General features: G+C 34.8%; 25 protein-coding genes and 3 pseudogenes. 1 reads left to right on the top strand and 27 read right to left on the bottom strand.

From position 1 onward, the window contains the following. Positions 1-224: 224 nt before the first annotated feature. The 6 genes from ACXKY9_RS30840 to ACXKY9_RS30815 all read right to left on the bottom strand — a co-directional run bounded on the left by ACXKY9_RS30840 (position 225) and on the right by ACXKY9_RS30815 (position 3,571). Entirely contained in the window at positions 225-1,049 is an 825-nt protein-coding gene (locus ACXKY9_RS30840; RefSeq protein WP_016090645.1) for a thioesterase family protein, read from the bottom strand. 630 nt (positions 1,050-1,679) lie between these two features. After that, positions 1,680-2,036, bottom strand: coding sequence for a hypothetical protein (locus ACXKY9_RS30835; RefSeq protein ID WP_016090646.1), 357 nt, complete (start codon positions 2,034-2,036; stop codon positions 1,680-1,682). 64 nt (positions 2,037-2,100) lie between these two features. Next, complete coding sequence (locus ACXKY9_RS30830; RefSeq protein ID WP_033679633.1) at positions 2,101-2,604, bottom strand: hypothetical protein; 504 nt, start codon at positions 2,602-2,604, stop codon at positions 2,101-2,103. Between the two features lie 34 nt (positions 2,605-2,638). Continuing rightward, on the bottom strand, positions 2,639-2,878 hold the full coding sequence (locus ACXKY9_RS30825; RefSeq protein WP_016090648.1) for a DUF3961 domain-containing protein: 240 nt from the start codon (positions 2,876-2,878) through the stop codon (positions 2,639-2,641). 90 nt (positions 2,879-2,968) lie between these two features. After that, positions 2,969-3,226: a helix-turn-helix domain-containing protein gene (locus ACXKY9_RS30820; protein ID WP_016090649.1), complete on the bottom strand. Its 258-nt coding sequence runs from the start codon at positions 3,224-3,226 to the stop codon at positions 2,969-2,971. An 87-nt stretch (positions 3,227-3,313) separates the two neighbouring features. After that, positions 3,314-3,571: a hypothetical protein gene (locus ACXKY9_RS30815; protein ID WP_016090650.1), complete on the bottom strand. Its 258-nt coding sequence runs from the start codon at positions 3,569-3,571 to the stop codon at positions 3,314-3,316. Positions 3,572-3,867: 296 nt separating this feature from the next. Between ACXKY9_RS30815 and ACXKY9_RS30810 the strand changes: the two genes are divergently transcribed. After that, on the top strand, positions 3,868-5,061 hold the full coding sequence (locus tag ACXKY9_RS30810; RefSeq protein WP_000499523.1) for an IS110-like element ISBth13 family transposase: 1,194 nt from the start codon (positions 3,868-3,870) through the stop codon (positions 5,059-5,061). Positions 5,062-5,270: 209 nt separating this feature from the next. On the opposite strand, the gene ACXKY9_RS30805 is transcribed toward ACXKY9_RS30810, so the two are convergent. From ACXKY9_RS30805 to ACXKY9_RS30705, 21 genes and pseudogenes are all read right to left on the bottom strand, one after another. Beyond that, on the bottom strand, positions 5,271-5,705 hold the full coding sequence (locus ACXKY9_RS30805; protein WP_016090651.1) for a hypothetical protein: 435 nt from the start codon (positions 5,703-5,705) through the stop codon (positions 5,271-5,273). Next, positions 5,702-6,130, bottom strand: coding sequence for a hypothetical protein (locus ACXKY9_RS30800; RefSeq protein ID WP_230690709.1), 429 nt, complete (start codon positions 6,128-6,130; stop codon positions 5,702-5,704). The genes ACXKY9_RS30805 and ACXKY9_RS30800 overlap by 4 nt, the downstream gene beginning before the upstream one ends. Further along, on the bottom strand, positions 6,117-6,590 hold the full coding sequence (locus ACXKY9_RS30795) for a MauE/DoxX family redox-associated membrane protein (RefSeq protein WP_016090653.1): 474 nt from the start codon (positions 6,588-6,590) through the stop codon (positions 6,117-6,119). The genes ACXKY9_RS30800 and ACXKY9_RS30795 overlap by 14 nt, the downstream gene beginning before the upstream one ends. 58 nt (positions 6,591-6,648) lie before the next feature. Then, on the bottom strand, positions 6,649-7,095 hold the full coding sequence (locus tag ACXKY9_RS30790; protein ID WP_000589597.1) for a hypothetical protein: 447 nt from the start codon (positions 7,093-7,095) through the stop codon (positions 6,649-6,651). A gap of 13 nt (positions 7,096-7,108) precedes the next feature. Next, a complete protein-coding gene (locus tag ACXKY9_RS30785) occupies positions 7,109-7,573 on the bottom strand; it encodes a TlpA family protein disulfide reductase (RefSeq protein WP_000377268.1) in 465 nt (154 codons plus the stop codon). 418 nt (positions 7,574-7,991) lie between these two features. After that, the gene (locus tag ACXKY9_RS30780; protein ID WP_016090654.1) at positions 7,992-8,681 is read right to left on the bottom strand and encodes a CPBP family intramembrane glutamic endopeptidase; all 690 of its coding nucleotides are present in this window, start codon (positions 8,679-8,681) and stop codon (positions 7,992-7,994) included. A gap of 277 nt (positions 8,682-8,958) precedes the next feature. Next, positions 8,959-9,534: a hypothetical protein gene (locus tag ACXKY9_RS30775; RefSeq protein WP_016090655.1), complete on the bottom strand. Its 576-nt coding sequence runs from the start codon at positions 9,532-9,534 to the stop codon at positions 8,959-8,961. Between the two features lie 16 nt (positions 9,535-9,550). After that, a pseudogene (locus tag ACXKY9_RS30770) lies at positions 9,551-10,468 on the bottom strand (NlpC/P60 family protein); the annotation flags it as partial. A 111-nt stretch (positions 10,469-10,579) separates the two neighbouring features. Next, positions 10,580-12,403, bottom strand: coding sequence for a reverse transcriptase/maturase family protein (locus tag ACXKY9_RS30765; RefSeq protein WP_001149935.1), 1,824 nt, complete (start codon positions 12,401-12,403; stop codon positions 10,580-10,582). A 575-nt stretch (positions 12,404-12,978) separates the two neighbouring features. After that, the gene (locus ACXKY9_RS30760; protein WP_230690708.1) at positions 12,979-13,173 is read right to left on the bottom strand and encodes a lysozyme family protein; all 195 of its coding nucleotides are present in this window, start codon (positions 13,171-13,173) and stop codon (positions 12,979-12,981) included. A 65-nt stretch (positions 13,174-13,238) separates the two neighbouring features. Then, positions 13,239-15,035 carry a group II intron reverse transcriptase/maturase gene (gene ltrA, locus ACXKY9_RS30755; RefSeq protein WP_003275463.1) on the bottom strand — a complete coding sequence of 599 codons (1,797 nt, stop codon included), beginning with the start codon at positions 15,033-15,035 and terminating at the stop codon, positions 13,239-13,241. A 790-nt stretch (positions 15,036-15,825) separates the two neighbouring features. Further along, a pseudogene (locus tag ACXKY9_RS30750) lies at positions 15,826-15,993 on the bottom strand (transglycosylase SLT domain-containing protein); the annotation flags it as partial. Positions 15,994-16,090: 97 nt separating this feature from the next. After that, positions 16,091-17,896 (bottom strand): group II intron reverse transcriptase/maturase, encoded by a 1,806-nt coding sequence (gene ltrA / locus ACXKY9_RS30745; protein WP_000108316.1) that lies wholly within the window; start codon positions 17,894-17,896, stop codon positions 16,091-16,093. Positions 17,897-18,599: 703 nt separating this feature from the next. Further along, positions 18,600-18,956, bottom strand: a pseudogene (locus tag ACXKY9_RS30740) (lysozyme family protein); the annotation flags it as partial. Position 18,957: 1 nt separating this feature from the next. Further along, positions 18,958-20,892 (bottom strand): VirB4 family type IV secretion system protein, encoded by a 1,935-nt coding sequence (locus tag ACXKY9_RS30735; protein WP_016097303.1) that lies wholly within the window; start codon positions 20,890-20,892, stop codon positions 18,958-18,960. 16 nt (positions 20,893-20,908) lie between these two features. After that, on the bottom strand, positions 20,909-21,577 hold the full coding sequence (locus tag ACXKY9_RS30730) for a TraC-like domain-containing protein (protein WP_016097302.1): 669 nt from the start codon (positions 21,575-21,577) through the stop codon (positions 20,909-20,911). 64 nt (positions 21,578-21,641) lie between these two features. Beyond that, a complete protein-coding gene (locus ACXKY9_RS30725; protein ID WP_016097301.1) occupies positions 21,642-21,956 on the bottom strand; it encodes a DUF5592 family protein in 315 nt (104 codons plus the stop codon). 32 nt (positions 21,957-21,988) lie between these two features. Next, complete coding sequence (locus ACXKY9_RS30720; RefSeq protein ID WP_016097300.1) at positions 21,989-22,765, bottom strand: hypothetical protein; 777 nt, start codon at positions 22,763-22,765, stop codon at positions 21,989-21,991. After that, positions 22,734-22,943 carry a hypothetical protein gene (locus tag ACXKY9_RS30715; protein ID WP_016097299.1) on the bottom strand — a complete coding sequence of 70 codons (210 nt, stop codon included), beginning with the start codon at positions 22,941-22,943 and terminating at the stop codon, positions 22,734-22,736. The genes ACXKY9_RS30720 and ACXKY9_RS30715 overlap by 32 nt, the downstream gene beginning before the upstream one ends. Beyond that, a complete protein-coding gene (locus ACXKY9_RS30710) occupies positions 22,940-23,218 on the bottom strand; it encodes a hypothetical protein (RefSeq protein ID WP_016097298.1) in 279 nt (92 codons plus the stop codon). Before ACXKY9_RS30710 ends, ACXKY9_RS30715 begins: the two co-directional genes overlap by 4 nt. Beyond that, positions 23,215-26,586 (bottom strand): pLS20_p028 family conjugation system transmembrane protein, encoded by a 3,372-nt coding sequence (locus ACXKY9_RS30705; protein WP_047225425.1) that lies wholly within the window; start codon positions 26,584-26,586, stop codon positions 23,215-23,217. Before ACXKY9_RS30705 ends, ACXKY9_RS30710 begins: the two co-directional genes overlap by 4 nt. Between the last annotated feature and the right edge of the window lie 23 nt (positions 26,587-26,609).

Raw genomic sequence — 26,609 nt, 5'->3', positions numbered from 1 at the left:
CGAGTTCAATCATACACGACTGAACTTAATTCAGTCAAGTTCGATTACTTTAAATTAAAAATTCTATACGCAAATAAAAATAAGCGCTGTTCCATTTTTGTAGGAAAGCGCAAGATTGAAGTATAGGAGTATTTATTTCTTGTGATATTCGTTCTATATAATTTCCATAATCTTCTTTGATTTAAACTACTTTTCTTTTTATTTTAAGTATAGATTGCAACTCTCTACTCTTTGTAATAGACAAGCTGACTGGTTGTAGTTAACAATTTTCCTTCAGGACTCCACAATTCCGCGGTCTGGTCAAAGAATCCATTGTAGAATTGAAGCGCGCGAGCATGGCCTAACACCTCTTTATCACCATGTTTAGTAAGCACTTCTGAATTGATATGAAAATAAACGGTAAGTGAAACAGTGCCAACAGGAACCATTTGTTTGCGCCGCACGTAAATACGCGGGAAAAACGCATCACACATCGCTGTAAGTGATAAGAAATCGATGGGTCTCCGCGGTTCATCCTGGATCCATTGGAGTGTGACAGAATCGGAAGTATTTTTTGGATTTGGTTGTGATAATGCGAGTGGTGTCCCTTGTATAATCCTCATGTCGTAGTTGTATACCCAAGGTGGCAGCCCTTCAGATGAAAAATTCTTAACTTCTTTTGCGGATGGTACATTTGGAAAATTCCTTTCTGTAGAAGACCAAGTTTTTCGCCGGCTTGCAAAAACTGCAGTACCCGTGATAATAATACCTTTATCTTGACAGAGTTCAATATACCAATGTTGTGTGGATCGATTCGTTCTAGTCGGTATTGCCTTGATGCTGAAATTGCCGTCCAAAACCGGCGCTGTATAATTAATAGTTAGAGATACTGGATCGCCTTTTCGTTCCGGATGCTCCATTACGGCTCTAAGAAGAGTGGCCGCAATAATACCGCCAAATGGCCCAACCATATTGGCATAACATTCAGAGGTGCACCCGTAATAAATCCCAGATTCCCCAGTCAACTGCGTTGCTGTATCAAATGGATGATTTTGTTTATTATAATTCATAATAGAGTCCCCCTTGTTTTCAATGCAATATCAGTATCATTTTGTTGATACCAAATTCCCACAATAGTTGTGATATTCTCCTCGAAGCCTAATTCCACATTTTACAACTGAATCTAATTCAATCTTACTTGACTGAATAAAATTCAGTCAAGTAAGATAAAACCGTTCATAAATCTTAAAACAATCAGACACATTTGCAGAAGGGCAGAATTAATCCAATTTAAATAAAAACTTAACATTTTGTTTCTCAAATTATGTTGTTTCTTTTACCACACAAAGATTTGAAGTAGTAGACCTCCTTTCATTTTCAGACATTTTAATACTTTCAAAGAATATCGGATTGAATTTTCAGTTTAATTTAGTTGTAATGAAAATGAGTTGAATATTTAGTCTGTTATCGAATTCCTTACATACAAAAAGATTGGGTTATCCCAATCTTTTTGTATGTAAACGAAGCATTATACAATTAAACTCCTGATTTTAAATTACATTTGTGTTATCCTTGCAATTCGATTTAAAACTATAATATTATAAAGAAGATTGAGTCTAGACCACTCAACTTCTGATAGTAATAGCTCATTTGCCATCAGAATACCCTAGCGAAAGAATCCTGCTTTTTGTAGGGTTCTTTTATTGTTCCTTCAATATGAAATGTAATATAGTATAAGCCATTCTGCGTGATGAACATCCTCTTTTTAGCGCTAAACGGTGTAATCGTTTCTCTTGGAATTTTGACAATTTTATTTCTACAAAATGTTGAAAAGCCTGGTACTGACGTACTGGAATGTCTTCCATATAAATGTAATCCAATCCCTCTACCACCAACTCCGATGCAATATGATCCATCTTCTCATCGTAAAGAACCAATCCCTGTAGTTTTTCATACAAATCTGGTTCTAAGGAAATTAGTAACTTATTAGTATTCTTCCGCAGTACCTTTTTTTGCGCTTTCCAATAGGCTTGTTCTTGTAAATGTGCATGCATCATGTTAAATCCCTCACTTTATCAATTTATTTAACAATCTACTTCTCCCCTAAATTACCGATTTACTTTACCCATTATTTCTCACTGTATCGATAGCCGCTAGACAGGATGCAATGCCAAGACGAGCTTCACTATATATTTTTTTGTTGACCGTCAAATACCAACATCCCTTTTCTTTCACCGTAAACAAGTCATCATACTGTCTTCCTAGCTTCTCTAGAATGGCCGTTGACTCTTCAACTGGATTGAAATATTTAATCGGCATTCTTATAAATGGTGTATTGTTCTTGCCCCAATATCCACCGCATTTTTCCAATCCTAAAAACTCCTTTGCAATTACATGATCTAACCGTTCTGTTACGATTGATAAATCATGATATGGGATCCACCAATTAGACGAACTCATTGCTACAAACTCTTTTGTAATCCCGTTATATAAAATTCGGCATATACTAATCCCTTCGAAATCGTTTTGTGTTACAACAAAATCAGATTGTTTTAATGGATTTCCATGTTTATCTGTTGTTCCTATTTCAAACTCTTCACCTTTTAATAATTGAACCGACTTCATCATTTTAAATTCCCCTTTTTATAATTTCTATTTTTTAAAAACCGTACATAACTCCTGATAAAACATATGTGAAAAGGATCATAGAAATAGATACTCCAAAGAATCCATAGAACCAAATTTGATCCGAGAAATTTTCTTCAATACCAAAATAGATGTTTAACTTTTTGTAATTTTCCGAAATTAATGGACGTATTTTTTTGAAGGATTTAGTTTTTTGGTGAGGTTGTGTTAAAATAGACTCACCAGACGTGATTTTAATAAAGGGTTGTTTCATGACAACCATCCTTTCTAAAATTATGTTTGTATACAAGAGGAAGGTGTTTTTCCAGGCTGCCAGGCGCGGAAACATCTTTCTCTTTTATTTTTACTCCTTATTTTTCGGTTCACCAAACCACTCATGCATTGCATCAATTGATACAAGCCAAGTTTTCTGATCTCGTTTATAGATGCGATTTGGATCACGAGGTGGTTCAAAATATTTAATTAAACCACGCTTAATCATACTGTTAATCTGTTCTTCCTTTACTAAAGATGGTTTCACCTTATTCTTCACTGTTTCATAGGGGATCCCCCACCGTATAGCTGCTTCCTGAAGAAACATGTATTTATCGATTTCCTTCATGAACAATTCCCTTTCTAATGATGTAAATAATTTTTCTTTTTGTTAATGTTTAAGAATAAAAAGGCCCCTTAATTTATGGAATGTTCATCACTTTTTATTTTTTCCATGCTCGTGGGCTGCACTTACGATACTCATGATGTTATTAATAGAGCTTTGCTCGAACCCTGATAACCATAAAATTGTTCGCAGTTCGTTTTTTGTCAACTGACGACTGATGTGTTCTTGTAAGAATTCCACAAACGGCCTATATTGATTCAGTTGCCATTCTTCCATTACTTCCCCTAAATCCGATTCAATCCATTCGGCACGACCTTGGTTATTAGTACCTTTATAGTTCAAATTCATTAACAAAACCTCCTCGTATGATAAAGTTAGGTTTTTTAGGAAAGGGATTTACCTATAAACCCGTGAGTATCTAGTTATATGAGATACTTATATTTGTAGATAGAGTGTTGCCGACCACCTCCTTGAATCTTTGTATTCGGTTGAAAGAATGGTACCTCTGTCTAATAAGTAGTTTACGAATGAGTTGGATGTTGATGACCATTGGTCATTCTTCGTATCTCTTACGAGGTAGTAGCGCTTATTAGTTCAGAGGAGGACAACACTATCTAACACTGATTAAAATAGGGGTGTAAGCTATGTTCTATTTAGGTATTGATATCGCTAAACATAAACATTATGCGTCCATTATCGACCAAACTGGAAAACCTATTACTAAGCCATTTCCCTTTCAGAATCATAAAGAAGGCGGACAAGCACTGTTAAATTGGATGTACCAATATATTGAGTCTCCTACAGAAATACTGATTGGAATGGAGGCAACAGGACATTATTGGTTAGCCGTTTATTCTTTTCTACTTGATCATGGCTTCTCAGTCGTTGTATTAAATCCAATTCAAACCAATGCTTGGCGAAAAGGAACAGAAATTAGAAAGCGAAAAACAGACGCCATTGATGCCACTATGATTGCCGATATCATTCGATTCGGCCGTTTTGTTGAAACCCCACTTGTGGACGAGAAAATGTTCGCTCTAAAACAAATGAGCCGCTTTCGTAATGCGCTTGTAAGTAATATGAGTGATTTAAAACGAAAAGCTCTTGTCGTATTAGATCAGACTTTCCCAGAGTACCAAAGCATCTTTTCGGATGTTTTTGGTAAAACTTCTTCGCAAATCTTACTTGAATATGCCTCTCCTAGTGACTATGAACAGATATCTATTGATGATTTAACACAAATAATTGAGCAAACCAGTCGTAATCGACTGGGGAAGAAAACAGCCAACAAGCTAATGGAATTAGCCTCTAATTCGTTTGGTGTTACCTTCTGTAAAGACGCTTTTTCCTTCCAACTAAAAATGTTGATGGAACAAATTCGTTTTATCGAAGATCAAATCAAAGAATGTGAAGAAGAAATGTCACAACTTTTAATTGATTTAGATACTCCTATCATGACAATACCTGGTGTTGGGCCCATTTTAGGAGCCACTATACTAAGTGAAATTGGGGATATTCACCGCTTTGACAAACCATCTAAACTTGTCGCTTACGCAGGCATTGATGCCTCTGTGTCCCAATCTGGACAATTTGAAGCCTCAGGTACGTCTATATCCAAACGTGGTTCTTCTCATTTGCGTAGAGCCTTATTCCAAGCGGCTATTACAGCGCATAAACATGACCCTGTATTAAAAGCTTTTTATGAAAAGAAACGAAAGCAAGGAAAGCACTACTATGTTTGTATAGGGGCGGTAGCTAGAAAGCTGTGTTACATTATCTATGCCATTCTTAAAAGCAATAAGCCTTATGAAGTACCACCTCACACAACAGAAACATGACCTTTTCATTTTTTTTGAAAATCCTTAGGTTTATTTGGCACGCCCTTTTTTAGAAAAACACCCCCTATTTATATAAAAAACTCCCCTTGACTTCTCATAGTTGGTCTTTCATAATTAAGTTTGTCATTTTCTGCAAACTACTGAATTATAAAACTACTAAATATATTTTTCCTTGTAATCAATTTTTACATTACACATATTATTACAATCTATTTTTTATACAATTCCCTGTCCTTCTCTTCTGTTTGAATAACATCAATAAAAAGTGGATATGTAAAAATCTTTTGATTATTGCTATAGACCACATATTCGTATTTGCCACTCTCCATAACTGGAAATCTTATTTCTATTACGCCATCAATACCAGGAGTCATTCTGTTATCTCGAAGATTTTTTAATTTTGGTAGTTGACCACTATAAACAATTTCCTCGTTAGAATTATATACAAGGATTTTGTTATTAATTTCCTCCAATCCATCTTCTTCAGAAAATTGAAATTTGAATAAAACTGATGTAATAACAGAAGCCGGAAGTATAGGAACAGTAATTTTATTTAGAATATTATAAGCAGTATGCTTTTTTTCTTTTGGATCAAACATTATATTTTCTGCTATTAAAATTTGACATGAAATATTATTCTTCATACTTTTCTCTCCTTATTCATACAAATTAACGAAAAGTAAGCGCTATCATTTTTGGGTAATTTTTTACTATCTTTCTGATAATGTACATATTCATACTTTTTAAAATAACCTATACTGCTTTTCACATCTGTACTATCAATTACCATATGATTTCTCCAGTGCTTAACTTTTCTTTTGTATAGCCAAATCGGTGCTGTTAATATAACAACATATTTTTCATCAATTGTTTCTAGAAGTTTATCGATATTCTTAAAATAATAATTATCATAGCTCAGAAAAAGAATATGATATTCCTCCATCTCGGGTATGTGCAAACTATCAATTAAATTATCTATTTCATATTTTTCTTGCACATGTAGTCGTTTGTTATAATAATGTGCATAAACAATAAGTACACATGCTATTAAACCACTAATTACTAACATCAGATTTATAGCCATAGTTTAATCTTTCCCTATCATAATTTTTTAAAGATATGAGATTGTACAATAGCACAGTATATACACTAAGTAGCCCTAAGAATAAACTTATTTCTAATGTTCGAAAAGAGAAAGGTAACAATACTTTTATTATTAATAATATTACGATGATTGAATTTCTTGCAATTGGAGACTTATTCATAAACTGCATCTTACCAAAACAGCTACAACTTGTTTTCTCTAACTTATATAAATGTTTTTTTCTGATAATTAACAATATAAAACCAATCATTAAAGCAATAGTACCTATTTCCTTATATGGATAATATATATTTAATACAAACGTGATAAAAATGCACAATTCTAAAATTAGTACCATATAACTAAAAAATAGTATAGATTTTAATGGTAAAATATTATATAAAATTAAATCACATTTTAAACCATGGATAGAATAACTTTTCATGTAGAAAGATGCAAAAAATATAAATGCTATACTCAAGTCGATACACGACGATAGAATATTAATTTGACTCACCTTCTAGGATAGAAAGAAGTTCAACTGCATTTTCTATATCATCAATTACTCTCATAGCAGTTATCCTGTTATTTTCATCTATTAGACAAAAACTTGGCGTTTCCTGAAAGCCACCTTCATCAATCAATTCATCACCAAAGGAGATTATATTAAATTCAAACCCAAAGTAATCTTTTATCTCATCAATATCTTCAATAGATCCATCAGTTACTAATACAAACTCTCCTTTATATGAATTTGCTATCTCTGATATTTTCGGGAGTAGATCAATACATTTCATACAGCTTAAAGAAATTGCCCCTAGTAGCCAAGGACTCTTATTTGAAATATTCATTAAATTTTTAGGTAATATTTTACCCACTGTTAAATAATTTGTATTAGATTGAGGTGGCACTCTATGTTTTTGAAACATTTCTTTAAACCCTTTTATCATTCTGGAGTCCTCCTTAATATTCTATAATACATTTAAATTTAGTTATAATGTCTTCAAACATATTATCTTGATAGCCTATTTCTGCATATAATACTTGTCCTAGTTCATTGACAAAATACGTTCTAGGGACACCACTAACTTTAAATTCTTTCTTCATCTTATCTTTATTACATAAAGATACTAAAGCTCTACCTTCAAATGTGGATTTGATATATTCAAAGTTTTCTGGGCTTGTATCGATTAAAATAAGAACATTTAATGATGAATCTTTAGTTAAAAATTTATCGAGCGCTTCCATGGAAGGTAAGCATCCTTCACATGACGTACTATAAAATAGAATTAAGAGATGTTTTTTCAAAATATCATGTAATTTGCACGTATTCATTGTATCTATATAAACATTTTCTATATATTCTCCTACATCTAAACTTTTAGGAAACCTAAAAAATTTCCTATGCCCTTCTAGAATTGAATCCATAGTATCCTCCTTGTTTTTTATTTTTCATACAATTATTAAGCCCTTAAATTTCTGCTCTTTTCTACAATAATCCTTAAAATTTTTATCATATCTAACTAAGAAAAACTTTAACATACATTTCTTTTAATTGGAATATTTGTAAAATTTTATAAAGTTTTTATGGAATATTCAGGGAATTAATCTATTTTTAAAGCTATACATTTTTAATAGCTGATACTGAATATCTTCTGGTTAATTCTGGTTTTACTAAGAAAAACAATTTAAATAATAATTTCCAAATAATAACACTAAAAAAAGAATGCCTTTCTATTTAAAGAAAATGGCATTCTTTTTTAATTTTTGCTAAGAATATAAATCTATTATCTATTATTTTCTCAAGATATATCTCATTACAAAAATACTATATAGTAGATCAAAATCATACTCGCATAATATGAATCATCAATACAATAAAATTCATCATAGCATGTACTATATAAGAAACTAATAATTGTTTTGATTGTTTATATACAAAGGCCAATACACAACCAATAAAAAAATAACCAAATATAAATGGGAAGTCAAAATGCATTATTGCAAAAAACAATGCACTGATTACAATACTCCCTACCTCTTTAAATTTCTTCATTAAAATATTCATAGTAGCATATCGGAATACCAGTTCCTCTACCAATGGGGCAAGAATTACAATTGATATAATTGCAATAGGTGAAATTGATGCAGCTGCAACTATACTAGATGTGTTTTCTGATTGCGTAGAAATTTGGAATAAACTTTTATCTAAAAAACTACCAATTATCTGTGCAAGGAAAACTAAAACAATTCCAACTAGAATCCATCCACATGCGGTTTTTGATAATTTAATTGATAGTATAGATTTATAAATATGTTTTTCTTTATATATAGTAAAAGTGATAATTAATATAAGCAGAAACCCAATTAGCTCCCAATGTACCAAAATTTGTTGAATCGCTTGTTCTTGATTCTCATGAATATCATACCAACCTGTCTTAGCTAATAACTGCACACCTATTATTCCTACAAATTGATTCATAATAAAATAAATAAGAATGACATAGGCCGATTTATGTATATTAGTAGTATTCATATTATTATATTCATCACCCTTCTTCTTTAGACATTTACCATCATCTACAAATCCTATTCTGAATTTTTAAAATTATAAAAACATAAAAACATCATATTTTTTATTACACTTCGGAAAGGTTTCTTTACGCTAAAGTAATTCTTTCCTTCATAGGAATTATCTCACAATCTACTTTTACTAATTTTCCACTAACAAATATCTATTACCCAAACAAAAACAAAACTTCTTTAAATTTTATAAAGGGTTGTGCTTTACATCCACAACCCTCGCTTTTCTCTTAATCCACAGGCACTTCTTCTTGACCATGTGGAATTTGTGCAATTGGTGTTACAATTTGTGCATATTTGTTTACCTGCACTTTAAATTGTCGTGGTTCTAAAAAGTTTACCTGTTGAATTAAAACTTCAATATGAAACGTATCTACTTTTTTCCCACGTTCAATTTTGGTAATTCGTGCATTGTAAAACTTATCCCCATTTAGGAAATATCGTTGAACAGCTTCTGTAGCAAGCATACGTTCATTACTTGTCATTTTCATTGGTTCAATACCAAATCCAGCCTTTGTAAACAAATACGGGACATCATAACTACTATTAGAAATTTTTCGTAGTAAATCCTCTACAGCTTTTGTCTTTGCGATATATTCCTCTTCTTTTGTATCAAATCCCTTTGGCTTATCTCCAAGCATCTCAATTTCATCTTGATTTACTTGCTCTTCCTCTTGTACTTGAGATTTCATCATGTAACGATGAATAGTATTATAGGTAGTAACACCTACCACTAGTACAATAATTCCTAATATGACCAAGTACTTACGAGGCATATTGGATAAAATGTTGATTATTTTCTTCATCTACTCTCATCCCTTATCAGTCTATAACATTACGGATTTGCGTCATATGTTGTCCTCTTGCCGTATAGTTTAGACCTGTAATTTGTACACCCTTATTATCACCAATATGAATCATTTTCTGATTTCCTAAATAAATAGATACATGGTTAGGATTTTCATAGAAAATTAAATCTCCTGGTTGTGCACGACCGATATCTGGCACCTGTTTTCCTTGTCCAATTTGAGCACCTGTCCAATCTCCTAGCTGAACACCTATACTGGTTTTAAACACATATTGTGTAAATCCAGAACAATCTGCACTACCTGCAGCTGGATTTCTAGCACCGGACACATAGCTCACTTTCCCTTGCCCAAGCCATTTTTTTGCTTCTTCTAATACCTTTTGTCGTTTAGCATTTGTCATTGTAGGAGCACCACCTGATGATAACCCTGGATCATCATTTTTCTTAAAGAATTTCATTGGATCCGTTGGTTGGTCATTAATACGAATTTGGAAATCTAAATGGACAGCGTATCCAAACATATTAAGAACACCACCAACATAGTTAGCCCCCCCCATTTCCCCAATAATCTGTCCTTTTGTTACCATAGTTCCTGGTGCAACTAAGATTTTACTTAAATGTAAGTAACGGGATACAACGCCATTTCCATGGTCAACATAGACTCCTAAACCACCGTTGTTTACATTTCCTGTTTTATCCGTAACCATACCAGCTTCCATCGACCATACGGGGTCTCCTGGTTTTCCGGCGGTCATGGCCCCAATATCTACAGCATTATGCGGTTTGCTAGCATGAATTTCATCAAATGTACCTGTAATACGCCCTGATTTCGTTGGCCATTTCCAACCTTTATCAGAAATCCATTCTCCAGATACATCCGCCACGCATCCTAAATCTTTGTAATATTTCAAAACTTTAGAAACGTACGTGTAGAGTAAACATCCAGCGCCTTATTACATTCCTGTGATAGGTTTCCAAATGTTCCTCCCCGAACCGGACTTACATCTCTCAATGTATCCGGCTCTCCATCTGTCTTCTGCATTTTATATCTCGCCCTTGTGTCTTTTCATATGACACTCTTTACAGAGTGCGATAGTCTTTCGATTTCTCGCTATCATTTGTTTTTCAAGATATGATTTATTTGACTTTGCTCGTAGATTCTTTAATTTCTTAATGTGATGCATATGTATCACAACATTGCTAGCTCCGCATAGTTCACATGTTTCCGCCTTGATTCTATCTGACAATTTAGTCGTACTCATTACATGCCGAGTATTTGGTAAAATGTCTGTTCCTTCTAGTGATAAATTTCTTGTCATTGGAAACTTTCTTTCAATGAAATGAACTTTATTCATTCCTTTCTTTGTCTCATACTGTACAGTAAATTGTCCGTACTTTTCGTATTTCTTTCGAATTTGTTTCGTACGTGTTCTGTATTTTGACGCAAAAGTTTTCAACATTGAATAATACATGAAATATGCAAAGCGGTGCATGTGATTGCTCACATTTTCAGCTAGTCGATAGTAATTGTATAACCCTCGAATTTCGCTATTATATTGCGTGATAATCTCTAAATCTTCATTGTGTTGGAAATATCCTCTTGGCTGAGGTTTCCAAGTGCCATCGGCACACATTTTAATGGCCTGATACTTTTGAAGTTTCTTTATCCATGCCTCATGTGGCATTTTTAATTGAATTTTACCGTTAAGAACCCTAGAAGCTCTCCCAAGACTGTTAATGCGTGTTGCTTCACTTTTAAACACTTTAATTTCAAATCCTAGAAATTTAGCGTGTTTCTTGAAGGCATTTGTTATCAGAGTCTTTTCCATAGATAATTCTAATTTTAGCTCTTCTTTCAAAAATGAAGCTATCTCATTTTTAATAAGAATTGCATCCTCTTTAGAACCTATTACTCCAATAAGAAAGTCATCCGCATATCTTACATATTTGAGCCTTCTATAATTTTCATCCATTGGATTATTATAAGGTGTTTGTAACAACTTCCCTTTCAAAACTTTTTGTTGTTCTTTTAGTTCCGTAATTCGTGTTACTTCTCCATTTAGATAGGCAGTATCGATTTTCTCTTGAATCTTTCGTACTTTATACTGTAAATTACTATACTCTTTATTAATTTGTCGCTTTTTCCCTGATTCAAATCTATCCTGATACTTTTTCATATAAACATCTAATTCATTTAGATAAATATTAGAAAGTATTGGACTAATGATTCCACCTTGAGGCGCTCCACTATAGGTATTATGAAATTTCCATTCTTCTAAATATCCAGCTCGTAAGAATTTCCAGATCAACTCTATAAACGCCTCATCCTTTATTCTTCTTTTAAGAATTGTAACTAGAGTATGATGTTCAATATTGTCGAAAAATCCTTTAATATCTCCTTCGATAAACCATTTACTACCTGTAAATGTGCGCTTTATCTCTAATAACGTGCTATGGCATCCCTTTCCTTTTCGGTATCCATGTGATGAACTAGAAAAGCTTGAATCGTATATTGCTTCTAGTATCATACGTATAACTTCTTGGACTAATTTATCATAAAAACTAGGAATTCCTAATGGCCTTTTCTTGCCATTTTTCTTTTCAATATAGGTTCTTCTAGATGGATATGGTTGATAGCTTTTACTTTTTAAAACACTTATCAAGTCCTCCACTTCCTTCATAGAAAAACCATCAATAGACCTTTGGTCTACTCCTATCGTTAATGCGCCATCATTTTTACTTAGATTATCGTATGCTAATAAAAAGAAATCTGGGTTATATAAATTACGATAAAGTCTTGTATATTGATATTCCTTATTAAGACTCTTCGTTCGCAGATTGCTTAGTACTATTTTTGGACATTGCATAGTGCCTTTCGCACCTCCCCAATTTGGTAATAAGCTAACAGACTGCCTTCCTTCGCCCTGTACTAGGCTTTCCCTAGCTCTGACTACTACGAAGGCTCCGTTGTCATATTAGATATTCATGAGCCATACTTCTTGACTGTTACATCTTGAAGTTATCCTCAATAGCCTCGCAGGCATTCTAACTTAGACAATCCCCATTTAGTAAACAAGGAATTTGCACGTATAGTGTCGGATGTGACGTTCACACTTTTCTTCCATATAGAAGTGGGCAACAGATAACCCTATTCATATAAGATGACTCACACTATCTTTATGATATCTGTTGAATCTCGTTTATAAACATCTTTCGAGACTAGTTACGGTGGCCTCCCTTGTGCTATCATTCAAGCGGTTTAGCCTTCATCCTTATCTATACTTTATATCTGGCCGCTCAGTCTTGACTTGATGTTTAGCCAACTTACGGCTTTCTTGGCATGCTGTTGTCCCCTTTCAGTTTCCTTCCAAGGTTAGCCAAGTGATACTAGGTCTTTTAGGGTTGACCTAACAGCTTGCAATCACCGTTTTTCCTTGCCCCCTTATGGGCGCACGTAATCCCCATAGCACGCTCCGACTTTGGTTCGGAAGTTATTTGGATCAGAACAGCCAGCTCTATTTTCATCAGCATGCTCCCTAGAAAACGCAATAGCTGTTTCTTCTGAATATCCACCTCTTGCTAATGCATAGCTAATGAATCCAGGACCGTATAGTGATAGGTAAGGTTTTGACATCATCTCCACCTTTTCCCCCACTTCACACCGTACGTGAGACTTTCACCTCATACGGCGCTCCATCTAATTCAATTGACCAACTTTTGTATTGAAGCAAAGATAGGATGTCGACGCGCTGATATTCTCAGCTTGTCAAACATCACTTTCTTATCTTCAATAATGTCGTACTTATTTAAGATTGATTTTGCCTTATCTGAATCATCGCTATGAATTGCTATGTGTATGTCTTCTAGTACAATTACCAGATTTTCATAATTGTCCTGTCCCCCAAATTCCAACGGAATTTTATGATGACAGTGCCAACCTACTAATCCAACTTCTTGTTTCGTAATTGCACATTTTCCATACTGTGCAATAAACTTTGCAATTCTGTTATCGTTGTATTCTACTGTTCGATGCTTCATATAAAAACGATGTACATGTCGGAGTGTCTCCCTATCTACGGCTTTTAGCGTATCATGTATTTTCTCTCTACCTTCTTTTGTATAATTTGAGATAGACTGAGTAAAATTTCTAGCCGGTTTGTGCTTCTGCGCATGGATAGGTAGTAATACGATGTCTTTGATTTTATACAATTTAGGATTGTATCGTTTATATCTTTTCCTTAATACAGTCGACATGTCACTCTTAGTGGCTTTTTTCCAATCTCGCCTCAGTCGATTATAGAGTGTTCTTATGAGATGGCAACTCATGTGATCTAGATCGTGATTAATATGTGTGGCGGCTGAATAATAATTTTGTATTCCCATTACAGTCGTGTTAAATCGCCATACTGATTCTGGTGTTTGTTCTCTGCTTATATCTTTAACAGCCTTTTTCAGCTTGCTATACGCATGTTTTCTGGATTTTACACACATTCTGCTATGAGCCACATGTTTGTTTCCTTTCTTATTTGCCTTAACTGTAAAGCCTAAAAAGTGACTCGCTTTTTTCCTCAAATTTATAATCTTTGATTTTTCAAGGCTAATATCCAGATGTAGGCGTGTTCTAAGAAAGTCTTTTGTTGCTTCAAACATTTTTAAAGCCGTTACATAATCACGACATAATATTTTTGCATCGTCTGCATATCGAATTAAGAAACATTCCTTTAATTTGCTTTTCTTTAGCGCTCGATATTTTTCACTATTTCCCTTATATGGATGTGAGGTCTTTATCGTTTCCCATTGGTTACTTACCCACCAATCTAATTCGTTGAGTACGATATTAGATAGAAGCGGACTTAGTATTCCTCCTTGCGGAGTACCTTTTTGAGGAACACCCTCATTTACAATTTCTGCTTTCAGTAGTCTTGAAATGATAGAAAGTAATTTCTTATCTCGTATACCTATCGTCCACAATTGCTTTAGAAGTTTTCCATGATGCACATTGTCAAAGAAACCTTTAATGTCTATATCCACACAGTAGTGAAATCCGTTTCCTTTTCTATTCACTAAAGATTTCATTCTCGCTAGTGCATGATGTGTACTTCGGTTAGGGCGAAAACCGTAACTATGGTTATGAAATTTCGCTTCGCATATTGGTTCCAATATTTGCAATACACATTGCTGAAATAATCTGTCCCATATGGTTGGTATCCCTAAAGGTCTACGGTCTCCATTTGGTTTTGGTATAAATACGCGTCTTACAGATTGTGGTTCATACCAACCAAACATCGTTCTTACTTTTTCTATCACTTCATCCGTTGAAAGCATTTTAATATCATTAATTGTCATTCCATCTGTTCCAGCTGTCAGACTTCCCATATTTCTTTTTATATTTCGATATGCTAAACGTATGTTTTCATCCATCTTCATAAGCTCTATTAATTTATAAAAGTTGTTACCGTTTTGACTTTGCTGATACAAGTCATCTAGTGTAGACTGCATATCATAATATTCAGCGTGTCTAAGCTTTTCAGTTTTCTTTATAAGTCGGATCTCCTTTCAGAGTTTACCTTTTTTAGTCTCACAAGAACCTTATAATTCGACTGCGTAGCTTGTTGAAACGGTTGGTCAATCTTTCATCAGACTAATGGCTATCCCTCTGCAATGTTTCCATTGCTTCACCGGTACTATGCCATCACTCTCACCACCATAAATGAAGGTTATACGTTTGCTAATCTCACAAACACCTTCCCTTCAAACACTTCCTCGAAGATAAGTTCTCCATGTTGGTGGCTTTCCACGTTCCATTATTTCTATCTATGCATAACACTTTTAGGGTTCTCCTTTAAGCCTACTGACTTGATGTCGCCTATAACGACATATGGACTTTCATAACAACTATTTTTACTCATCCACATCAGCACCACGCTCGTGGCACACACATTTCTATGTGTCATCGTTCTAGACCCGTACATTCGAAGATTCGTCAGATTCTGCCTACCCGTTGGTTTTGTTGAATCCATTCTACCCATGAGTGCTTTTTAGACTCCCGGCCTATAGGCTACACCATCCACCGCTGGACAGTTTTCGTAGTATCGAGATACTTTAACGGTAGCTCTCAGCCGACTTCACCGAGCTTCACACAACTACAGGCTTATCTTTTGTATGCTGCATGTCGGAGTATCAGAGGAAGCCCTTCAAGGCGTTACCCTATCATTTGACTTCTCGAAATAATAGTTCTGCTGAATATTGAATCAGCGCCTAACCTTTTCAGTTAGGAACGTGTCGCACAGTTGTACGACTGCAAAGCGAGTGCAATGTCACCATTGACCTTTCCTAGTACATCTTTAAATTCCCGTACACCTGCTTCTATAGAAATATTGGGATCTTTAATACACCCTACACGAGCATTCCCCTTTACACCAATACAAGATGAGCTCATGTCTCCATATTGCCCCTGTTAGTGATAGGTAAGGATTTGAAGTTATCTCTACCTTTTCCCCCACTCCACACCGTACGTGAGACTTTCACCTCATACGGCGCTCCATCTAATTTGTTTATTGTTTAATTTTTTCTAAATTACAAGCTCTTCGATATTGGTTTATTCGTTTAACTTGTTCCACAGTCAACGAGTGTTTTTGAAAGTAGGATTCAATCGTTTGTTTATTTGTCATGTGAATTAATCTATGAATTTCTTTATGAATGATTCTAAGATTTTCATACTCATCTGTTCCGCCTAATCCCTTCGGAATATAGTGGTGGCAATGTAGCTCACTTGCTGGTAAAAATTCTTTAAGTATCTCACATTTTCCATTCAACATAGAATACCTTGCCATTCGATTATCCAAGTACTCTATACTTTCATTAGGGATATTTGCAGTTAGTAGTTTCTTAATTTCGCCTAATACCAATTTATTTAACTCAATATGTTTGGCAATCTTTCGGCCTTTTTGATTGTAAGGTGTTTGGGTTTGCGTGTAATTCCATATAGTTGCTGTTTGTATATCCGCTAGTGGAAATAAGTAAATACCACATACTTTAAATGTTCGATAATTATTTTTAAAGAATTTTGTAAACACCGGAGGTGCATTGATTGGAACTTCATATTTCCCGACACTTTTTAATCGATTGAATATTACTAATGATAGGTTAAATGCAAGCTGTTTCATTTCAATATTTACATGTGTAACATACCTAAAATAGTTACGCAGTCCAAGTACATAGGCATTATATAATTGCACATTTTTCCGAGTTGATGACAACTGAATAGCTTTTATTCGCTTTTTGATCTCAAGTTTGATTTGCTTCTTTTTCTTATTTGATATCCTAGAGTTACAAACCCATTTGTTTCTTTTGGGTACTACATATAATAAATATCCTAAGAACTCAGATTTGTTTTTTCTAAGGTTGATTATTCTGGATTTTTCTGGTGAAATGTCCAACTTTAATCGTTCCTTGAGATACATTTTTGTCGCGAAAAACCATTTTTGTGCCGTTCGGAAATCCTTTGCCATAATTTTAAAATCATCTGCATAACGAACAATAAATCCTTGTTTCAATTTGGTACCTTTCATTGCTCGCTTTTGATTTGCATTATTTGTATATGGATATGATGTTTCAAAATAGTGCCATTGGCTTGCTATCCATTGGTCTAAATCATTTAAAACTATATTGGATAGTAATGGCGAGAGTATTCCACCTTGTGGTGTTCCCTTTTTTGGAATTCCAAATCCCTTAATTGGTGCTTTTAGAATTAAATAGATAAGTTTTAACACTCGCTTATCTTTAATACCCATATTCCACAATTGTTTTAGAAGTAATGTGTGATTAACATTGTCAAAGAATCCTTTTATATCTATATCTACCGCGTAATGAAAAGTATTTCTGCTTATCAAAAACATTACTCTAGAAATGGCATGTTTTGTTCCTCTCATCGGACGAAATCCATAACTATGTTCGTAAAATTTCGCCTCGCAAATCGGCTCCAAAATTTGCCTAATCATTTGTTGAATTAACCGATCAAACATTGTTGGAATTCCTAAAGGTCTTTTATCTCCATTGGACTTAGGAATAAAAACTCTCTTTACTGCTTTTGGTTTGTATATCTCTAGTTGTTTACAAACCAATGATAAGAATTCCTTTTTATACATTGGTTTATAATTATCTATCGTGAACAAATCCGTGCCAGCGGTTTTGGACCCCTTGTTAGATTTTATTGTTCGGTATGCTAAAAGAATATTGTTCTCCGAAGTAATCAATTCATATAGACCATGGAATGATTTATTTCCTTGACTTTCTTCATATAACCTATCAAATGTTTCTTGCATATTGTAATATTCCCAATATCTCATTGTTGTGCTCAACTGTGGAAACCTCCTAGGTTTTTGCCCACATTCCTACCTGACCATTGAGCTTCATTTTCTTAAAATTAAACATAAAACAAACTAGACTTGGGGCCATCCCTCCACGTTCATTAGACGCTTCAACGGTACTGTGCCCCTACCTTCACAAAAATAAAGGAATTTCGGCTAATTACCTTATATCCACCTGCCCAGTAGTAGCTGTTTTCATTTAGCAGTTTTTTGCTTCCCACGTTCCAATATATCTAGCTATTCATGATAACCGTAGGTGTTTGCTATAAGCCTGTAGAGTTTATAAGCTCATCGTTGCTTATCCCGATTTCCTACCGTCAGATTCGTACTTCTCGGTACCCTACCACACTCTTGTGTGCTATACCTTTCGGTATAGTGCAATTTTAGACCCGTACCTTCGCAAATTCGTCAGACCCATAAGGGACATTCTCACCATAGTTATCTTTTCAGCCATCCGACCTATCCTACACCATATGATTAAAAATCACTTAGGCTCGTTCAGCCGACTTCACCTAGCTTCATACACAATCTGTCTACTAACAAATCATGCATGTAGGAGTATTAATGGAGTTGTTTCAATTCAACATGACGATTTTCATTCCAACTCTCGATATATTAGTTATTGTTGCTTAAGATAAATTTCAGCAACACTCTCACTTCACGTCTAAACGCTTATAGAGAAACGTGTCGCGCCTGAAGACTGCATAATATCAGGTAGTTTTTCTGAAATACCATTGCTCTCTACCATAATAATTGCTAGTACATATGGAACTAGCTCTGGTACACCTTGCGCTGCACATTCCTGCTCCACCATCGATTGCCACCTCATGACTTCAGGTGGTAAATTCTGCACTGAAGCATTCCCACTTATGCCACCATTCGGTGTACCTGTAGAGCTTTCTCCACCCAAAATCGCCATACTAACAATTAAAAGAATCGTAATGGCTGCCGCAATTATTACTCCTGTAGAACCACCTAACAAGCGAACGAGCCATTTTATTCTTTTCACTTTCTTATACTTGTCTATTGCTGTTTCTTGCGTCGCTGCCATTTTACTGACCACCTTTAAAGCGTTCTAATTGTTTCTCGTCAGGATCAAACATCACGTTATATGTTTCAGTAGAACTTACCTGTACAATTGCTTCCCCTCGTTTCAACTCAGGTAAGATACGAAACTCCGATTCTGTTAAACTCTCACCTAGAACACTTTTTAAAGTCTCTAACACGGAGTTATCCATGTTCAAGAATATTTTGTATTGAGTTAATTCAAAGATGGCTTTCATCGTAGACACATCCACTGTACTTCCTGGTGGTGGTAACATTTCTTGTGGGGATTGTGTCGCAAAAAATATACCTGCAAAGAATTTTCGCATCTCACGTTCGAACTCTAATACATAACGATTGGCAAATTCATTTTGCGAATTGATAATGTTATGACACTCATCAAGGAAAACCATGAAATACTTAACGTCTTCTATTGATAAGTTTTTTTCTTCTCGTAAATACTTCATTTGACGACCATTTTTAAGCGCATGACTCCAAATCAATGTTAATGCGGTAAACAATTGACAGTTAAAAACTGATTTATCGTATTTTGAAATCCCATCAATATCAAAGAAAACAATCTGCTCATTTTCAAAGTTTTTAAGTGTTGTATGACCGTTAAACATATCACCGTACACCGTAATCATGTCCTCCACCTGCAATTTGATTGCTTCTAAATCACGGAGACGTTGTGGTGTTGCTCCCGCTTCTAGCTTCAGCTCACTTAAATATTTATAAAAATCTTCTAAAATTGGATAGTGATTAGGAGGGAATCCCGTTACTTTGTACGGGCGATCACTTCCCTTTTGAGGTACAAGTCCCCACTCAATATAGAAAGCATACAAATGTTTACGAAACTCTTGAATCACCGTATCATCAAATTCTGAATTTAAAAATCGAACCATATTCGTGACTTTAGAAATATGTTGAATGAATGAACCTTTCTCATCAACTGCACCTGTATTTGTAATTTTCGTTGCGAATACTTCTAAGGGGTTTATCATTCCTGTTTCTACTTCTTCCGAATCTTGAACCCCACTTAAATCAATTATTTTACCGCCTTGCTGCTGCACAATTGTGTAATAATCTCTTGCTTTATCAAAACCACGAATGAAGCAATCTTTCGCAACCAATCCTTCTTCGATTTGTTTAAGTAGTGTTGATTTACCAGCACCCATCTTACCAAAGATGAAACCACTAAATGATGTTCTAGTACTTGTAGAGAAAAACGGATCTAAAATAAATGCGCCACCTGTAGTAGTTTGTCCTAGATAAATTCCTCTTGGATCTTTTAAATCTTGATGATGAAATGGAATACCGAAACCAATATTTTGTGAAGGTAATGGATAGCCACTTTTCACTCCCAAGTATTCTATTTGATCGTCATAGCTTGCAAACAATGTTTGCCACTCTTCTTTTTGTTTAAAAACATACACTTGCGCTTTATAGTTCTGCCCCGCAATTTCTTTCTTAATATCACCAATTCTTTTCTCCAATTGTTCTAGCACTGGATCATATATGAAGATACGCAACTTTATGAGTTTAACAATTTCACCTTGCTGCGTAATAGAACGAGCAAAGTCTGTTAAATTTTGTAGTTCCCAATGAGCATCGTCACGATCAGTAGAACGACGTTCTGATGTCATACGGTCTTTTAATTCAGTAATAGAACGGTTAATGTCTTTTACTACTTCTTCTTTATTCGCTGTCGCTATGTCTACACTTGAAACGGTATCTTTATTGTTCATGAGTGCCGTTAGCCATAGCGGAGGAATATCTTCAGCTAGATAGTACACATGTAAACATGCAACATAGCAATCACCTTGCGCTATGTACTTCTCATTAAATTTAATGCCACCTTGCGGCTGCACCCTCGAAATAAAATCTAAATCATATCCTTCAGTACGATATTTTCGGTGTTCTTTTTTCCCCAACTTTACCATTATTCATTTCCTCCTTTTACATTTCTGAATTCATGTTTTGTAGCTTAAAGATTAGCTTCTCAACTTCTTTTGCTTTCATATTCTGCAAGTTAAATTGACGTCCACCATAGCGCTTCATGTCCTTCACATTCTTTACTAACTCTGTTTCATTTTTTGCATACACAACAATGAAGAAAGCCAATTCCTTTAAATTCTTTTCTACCCACAGTACCCGATTTAAATTTTCAATTGCTAAACTATAGCGTTGAGACCATAAGTGTTCTTCGTTTCTCTCTGACACATCTTGACTCATTTTCCCTTGATAACGTAGCGCCATGCGCTTCCAGTACACCTGTTGTTCTGTTGTTTCTGTAGAGTACGTTAGAGACAAAATCTTGAATGGCTCATGATACACACGACATAAACTAGTTAACTGATTCATAAATCGATTTAAATCATCTTTGTTCATAGAAATTAAGTCCGTAGTCTTTACCTTTAAATACACCTGCAAGTTGTCTCTACGATCTACTAAGATCCCCTTTTTTTGTTCCAGTCGTTTATAAGGTGCAACATCAACAATTGATGCATCCGTATTTTTAAAAGAAGCAAAGATCGTTGAAATAAAACTTTGTTTTCCATTACTTTTCTCTGACTCAACTTGTCTCTTTCGGTTTACTTTTTTAGATTCAACTGTCGCAACTTTCATCTTCATCTTTCCTTTCATGAGATATAAAAAAGGAGAGCGCTATATCTGCACTCTCCTTTCATTCCTATTTCTTTTTTGTTTCGCTGCTTATGGTATTTACTTCAATTGGATGATAGTTTTTATTGTCCATCTTCAACATATCCAAAATCACAAATATATTTCTATTTGTAGGACTGTTATGAGGTTTAATACATAAGAACACCCCAAACGCCCCAAACAGCACATAAAACATTATCCTTCCAAGTCCTCCGACTGGAACAAGCTTCGACATATAACTTGCTAGTACTAACATTAGAACTATGATTGCTCCATCCATGATATAAAAGAAGGCTAACTTAATTTCTTGCTTTGTATTCTTAGGATTACGCATCATTTCCATTACTCAACACTCCCCTTATTACGTTATAAATTTTATTTTTCCCCCTTATTGTTACAAGACTTATACTCTCTTATCGTACTTTTAATATATAGGTTCATAGTTTTAAACATTTTACTATCGTTTTCCATACGTTCCTTTATAAAAAGTGGATACTTTTCAAACTTAGCATAATATTGTTTAACTGGATGTTCCTCAGGATAATCTTTAATATCATATTCATAAACACGCAAACCATAATAATTACGCAAACCTTTAGGATTCAAAATGTGCAAGCATAAAAATGACTTATAAATTATCTCCTTTGCTTCTACAGAATCAGTTAATTCATTAGCTAAATATTTTTCTGTATAACTCGGAAATTTGTCTACACAAAAATCAAATATTTCTTCTTCCTGTGTTGTAAATGCTATCCTTTGTTTTCTTTTCCAACGTATAATTGCGTAAATAGTTTCTCTTACAAAGCAATATACCCACATTGCTATTTGTAAAATCCATACCCCCACAATTAATACAAATAAAATCCCAATAATCCATTTCACTAAAGTATGATCTAAAGACCATAAAAACCATTGCTTAATAAAGGGCTTGTCATATATTAGCCAACTTAATAAGGCAGGTTTTACTATAATGCGCAGTAAAGGATCAAGCTCAAGAAAGATATGCTCTGAAGCATCTAATTGCATATCTCTCCAAAACCCTCCATTATAGGCAATAAAACATATCATATATACTACAAATGAAAGTGTTGTTGTAAAGATAATTTGCATTACAAATTGATTATTTAGTATTTCTATTAGAAACTCTTTCATTAAAATTCCCCCCAAAAAAATCTTGATTTACATACTCAGCGTTCATTACTGTAACCAACTTAGGATCTTTTTTCTTCTTTCGCCTTAGCACTCTAAAAATCTGTTTAAAAAAAGTTGCGATCATGCTTAACACAATCGCAACTCCTAACATCAAGATAGCAAATATCCAGTTATTCATCTTAAAATCCCTTTTGCTTTCTCTCTATTTTTTGATGACTTGTTTTTCGAGTACAGATGGAGAGAAAAATAAGTTAGAAAGGAAAAAATAACAATGTAATGATATAAATGATCTAATTCAAAACTTATTTGAAAAACCATTATAGCGACGGCAGCAAACAATCCCGCTATTATTATTAAGATACTCGCCTGTGATTCTCGCTGTTTCATCTCAAAGTAAATTCTTCTTTGATTCGCAATATCAATTACTTTCACAGCTAACCCTCCTAATCTCATTTTCTACGTAATTGATCTGTCCGATTATGTTTACTTCCTCTTTGTCTTAATCCTGATTTTGTTCTTTCTACTACATTATCTTGTACATTTACATCTCGCTGTACTGTTGCTGCTCCTGCCCTTGCAGTATGCTCTACCGCTTCATTTCCTCTTACATTATTTTGTACATTTACATCTCGTTGTACTGTTGCTGCTCCTGCCCTTGCAGTATGCTCTACCGCTTCATTTCCTCTTATATTGTTTTGTACATTCACATCTCGTTGTACCGTGGTTGAGCCTGCTTTTACATCGTTATTTACCGCTTCACTTCCTCTTACATTGTTTTGTACATTTACATCTCGCTGTACTGTTGCTGCTCCTGCCCTTGCAGTATGCTCTACCGCTTCATTTCCTCTTATATTGTTTTGTACATTCACATCTCGTTGTACCGTGGTTGAGCCTGCTTTTACATCGTTATTTACCGCTTCACTTCCTCTTACATTGTTTTGTACATTTACATCACGTTGTACTGTTGCTGCTCCTGCCCTTGCAGTATGCTCTACCGCTTCATTTCCTCTTATATTGTTTTGTACATTCACATCTCGTTGTACCGTGGTTGAGCCTGCTTTTACATCGTTATTTACCGCTTCACTTCCTCTTACATTGTTTTGTACATTTACATCACGTTGTACTGTTGCTGCTCCTGCCCTTGCAGTATGCTCTACCGCTTCATTTCCTCTTATATTGTTTTGTACATTCACATCTCGTTGTACCGTGGTTGAGCCTGCTTTTACATCGTTATTTACCGCTTCACTTCCTCTTACATTGTTTTGTACATTTACATCACGTTGTACTGTTGCTACACCTGCTTTTGCATCACTATTGATTGTTCCTGTTCCACCTGTATTTCTTAATGTATCTTGAACGTTCACATCACGCTGTACTGTTTGTGTCCCTGATTTTATATTTCCTTGCGATGCTTCAGTACCTCCGGTATTTCTTAATTTATTTTGTAGCTCAATCTCTCGCTCTGCTATTTGTCTTTCGCCTTTTACATTGCCTTGCTGTCCTTCTTCTCTTCCTGTATTTCTTAGTTTGTTTTGTAATTCGATTTCTCGTTCTGCTGTCTGTCTTTCGCCTTTCACATTGCCTTGCTGTCCTTCTTCTCTTCCTGTATTTCTTAGTTTGTTTTGTAATTCGATTTCTCGTTCTGCTGTTTGTCTTTCGCCTTTCACATTGCCTTGCTGTGATTCTTCTCTTCCTGTATTTCTTAGTTTGTTTTGTAATTCGATTTCTCGTTCTGCTGTTTGTCTTTCGCCTTTTACATTGCCTTGCTGTGATTCTTCTCTTCCTGTATTTCTTAGTTTGTTTTGTAATTCGATTTCTCGTTCTGCTGTTTGTCTTTCGCCTTTTACATTGCCTTGCTGTGATTCTTCTCTTCCTGTATTTCTTAGTTTGTTTTGTAATTCGATTTCTCGTTCCGCTGTTTGTCTTTCGCCTTTTACATTGCCTTGCTGCCCTTCATTTGAAATAGAAGCTACATTCGAACGATTAGCCATCTTAGGGCTAGCAGATGGCTCTATACCTGCATTTGCATTATTTTGAATACCTTTACCTATTGTATTTAGTGTTTGACGATCAGCATTTTCTTGTGCCTTTTCTTTACCTTGCTCTTGACCACTCTTAAATTCACTTACAGTACCTTTCACACCGTCCGATACGCCTTTCGCAACGCCTGATACTTTTTCTTTCCCTTTATCAACAGCGCCACCAACAGTCTCAGCCACTTTATTTCCTGCATCATTCATCATGCCGCCAACTCCACGATTAGTAGCATAACTCAACGCAGCGCCCGTATTTCTAGCAAATTTCTTCGCTTGCATACCGCCGCCTTTAGCATTATTCTTTTGTTCTCCATGTAGATCAGCACTCTCATGATTCGAGTCCATTTCAGAGCGTTTAGGCGTATCCTCTCGTGTTTGTCCACTTCCACCACTCATTAGGTTCTTCGCACCACTAAACATACGACCAACGCCCTTCACAGCTCCTTTCGCTGCCATAGCTCCGCCAACCATACCCATTAAGTGATTCTTTCCTTCTTTTAATCCAACATCAACACCAAAGTATTTTAAAATAGATTCTGATCCTTTAATTAATGCGACAGTTAAACAAACCATTGCTACGATATATAAAAACGCATTGATGTTTTTCTCTGCTAAATAGTTAACGATAATTGTATAGAATCTTAAATTTAAACCTGTAAAGGCAAATATTAAGAACCCTTTAAAGATATCCTGCATTACCATTTTTGTTTTTTCGCCCGTTTCAATATCTGTAACGAATACAATTGGCGCAATAATTTTCTTCATGGCAATTTCAAATATCGTCATCACAAATACGAAAACTGTAAATAAATAAGCAACTCCTAGAGCTAATAACCCCAAAAATATAGTCCCGAAGTTCATTGGATAACGAACATAGCCCCCTGGAAATTTATCCTTAAATGGATTAAACACACTATTCTTTATTTCTTCTATTACTTCTTTATCCCCATCATTTGTAATTTTATAAGATAAAAATTTCGTTTCTTCAGGAATTCCATCCTGCTTTGATAAATCTTCTATAGACTCTGGTGTCACTATATCCCCCAAATTTGCTTGAAGGAAGACTTCCTTTCCCATTCCATTTTTCGGTTTATTATCTGTAGATGAAATTGCTGGTTCATTTTCCTTTTTCCCTCGTATTGGATCGAATCCTGTTTTACTTAAATAAATCAGATCAGCTGTATTCTGCTTGACTAAATCCCAAGCCAATCCATCTTTTGTTTTACTAGTGTTTGTCGTTTCCGAAAAGAAATCAGTGGATATCTTCTGCATATCCGCCATCAACTCATTTAATCCACCTAGTAAGCCAATCATTACAATAATGTTAACTCCTACTGATTTAAAACGTGGGGGCTTATGCTGAATAATTGTTCTAATCCCTAACCATACGACAACTAATACGAATAAGGCATAGAATAAACCCTTTATAATAGATGATGCAAAGTCATTTAATCCTGCATCTTTTAGCACATCAAAAAAAGAAAAAGTGTCAGGAATTAGTCCTTCTAGCGCTGATACGATATAGAGTAATGTCTTTATTATCCCTCCTTGAATTGTTTGCCAAATAGAACCTAAAAAATCAGCATATTGTATCCACTCATTTTTTAAAAAGACAATTGCTTTTTCTGTATCCACATCTTTCAGACCAAGAAATTTGTACCAATCAAAAGCATACGCAATCGGTGTGAACGTGAAACTTCCAAATAGCATTGCGACTGCTAAAATCCCTAGAACTAAAGATTTTTTACTACGTAACATCCATTCTTTTATTTTCATAGTAGCCATTACTTTTCTACCTTTCTGCTTGA

The organism is Bacillus sp. 2175 (assembly GCF_057812155.1).
This window is presented reverse-complemented; position numbering and strand designations above follow the sequence as displayed.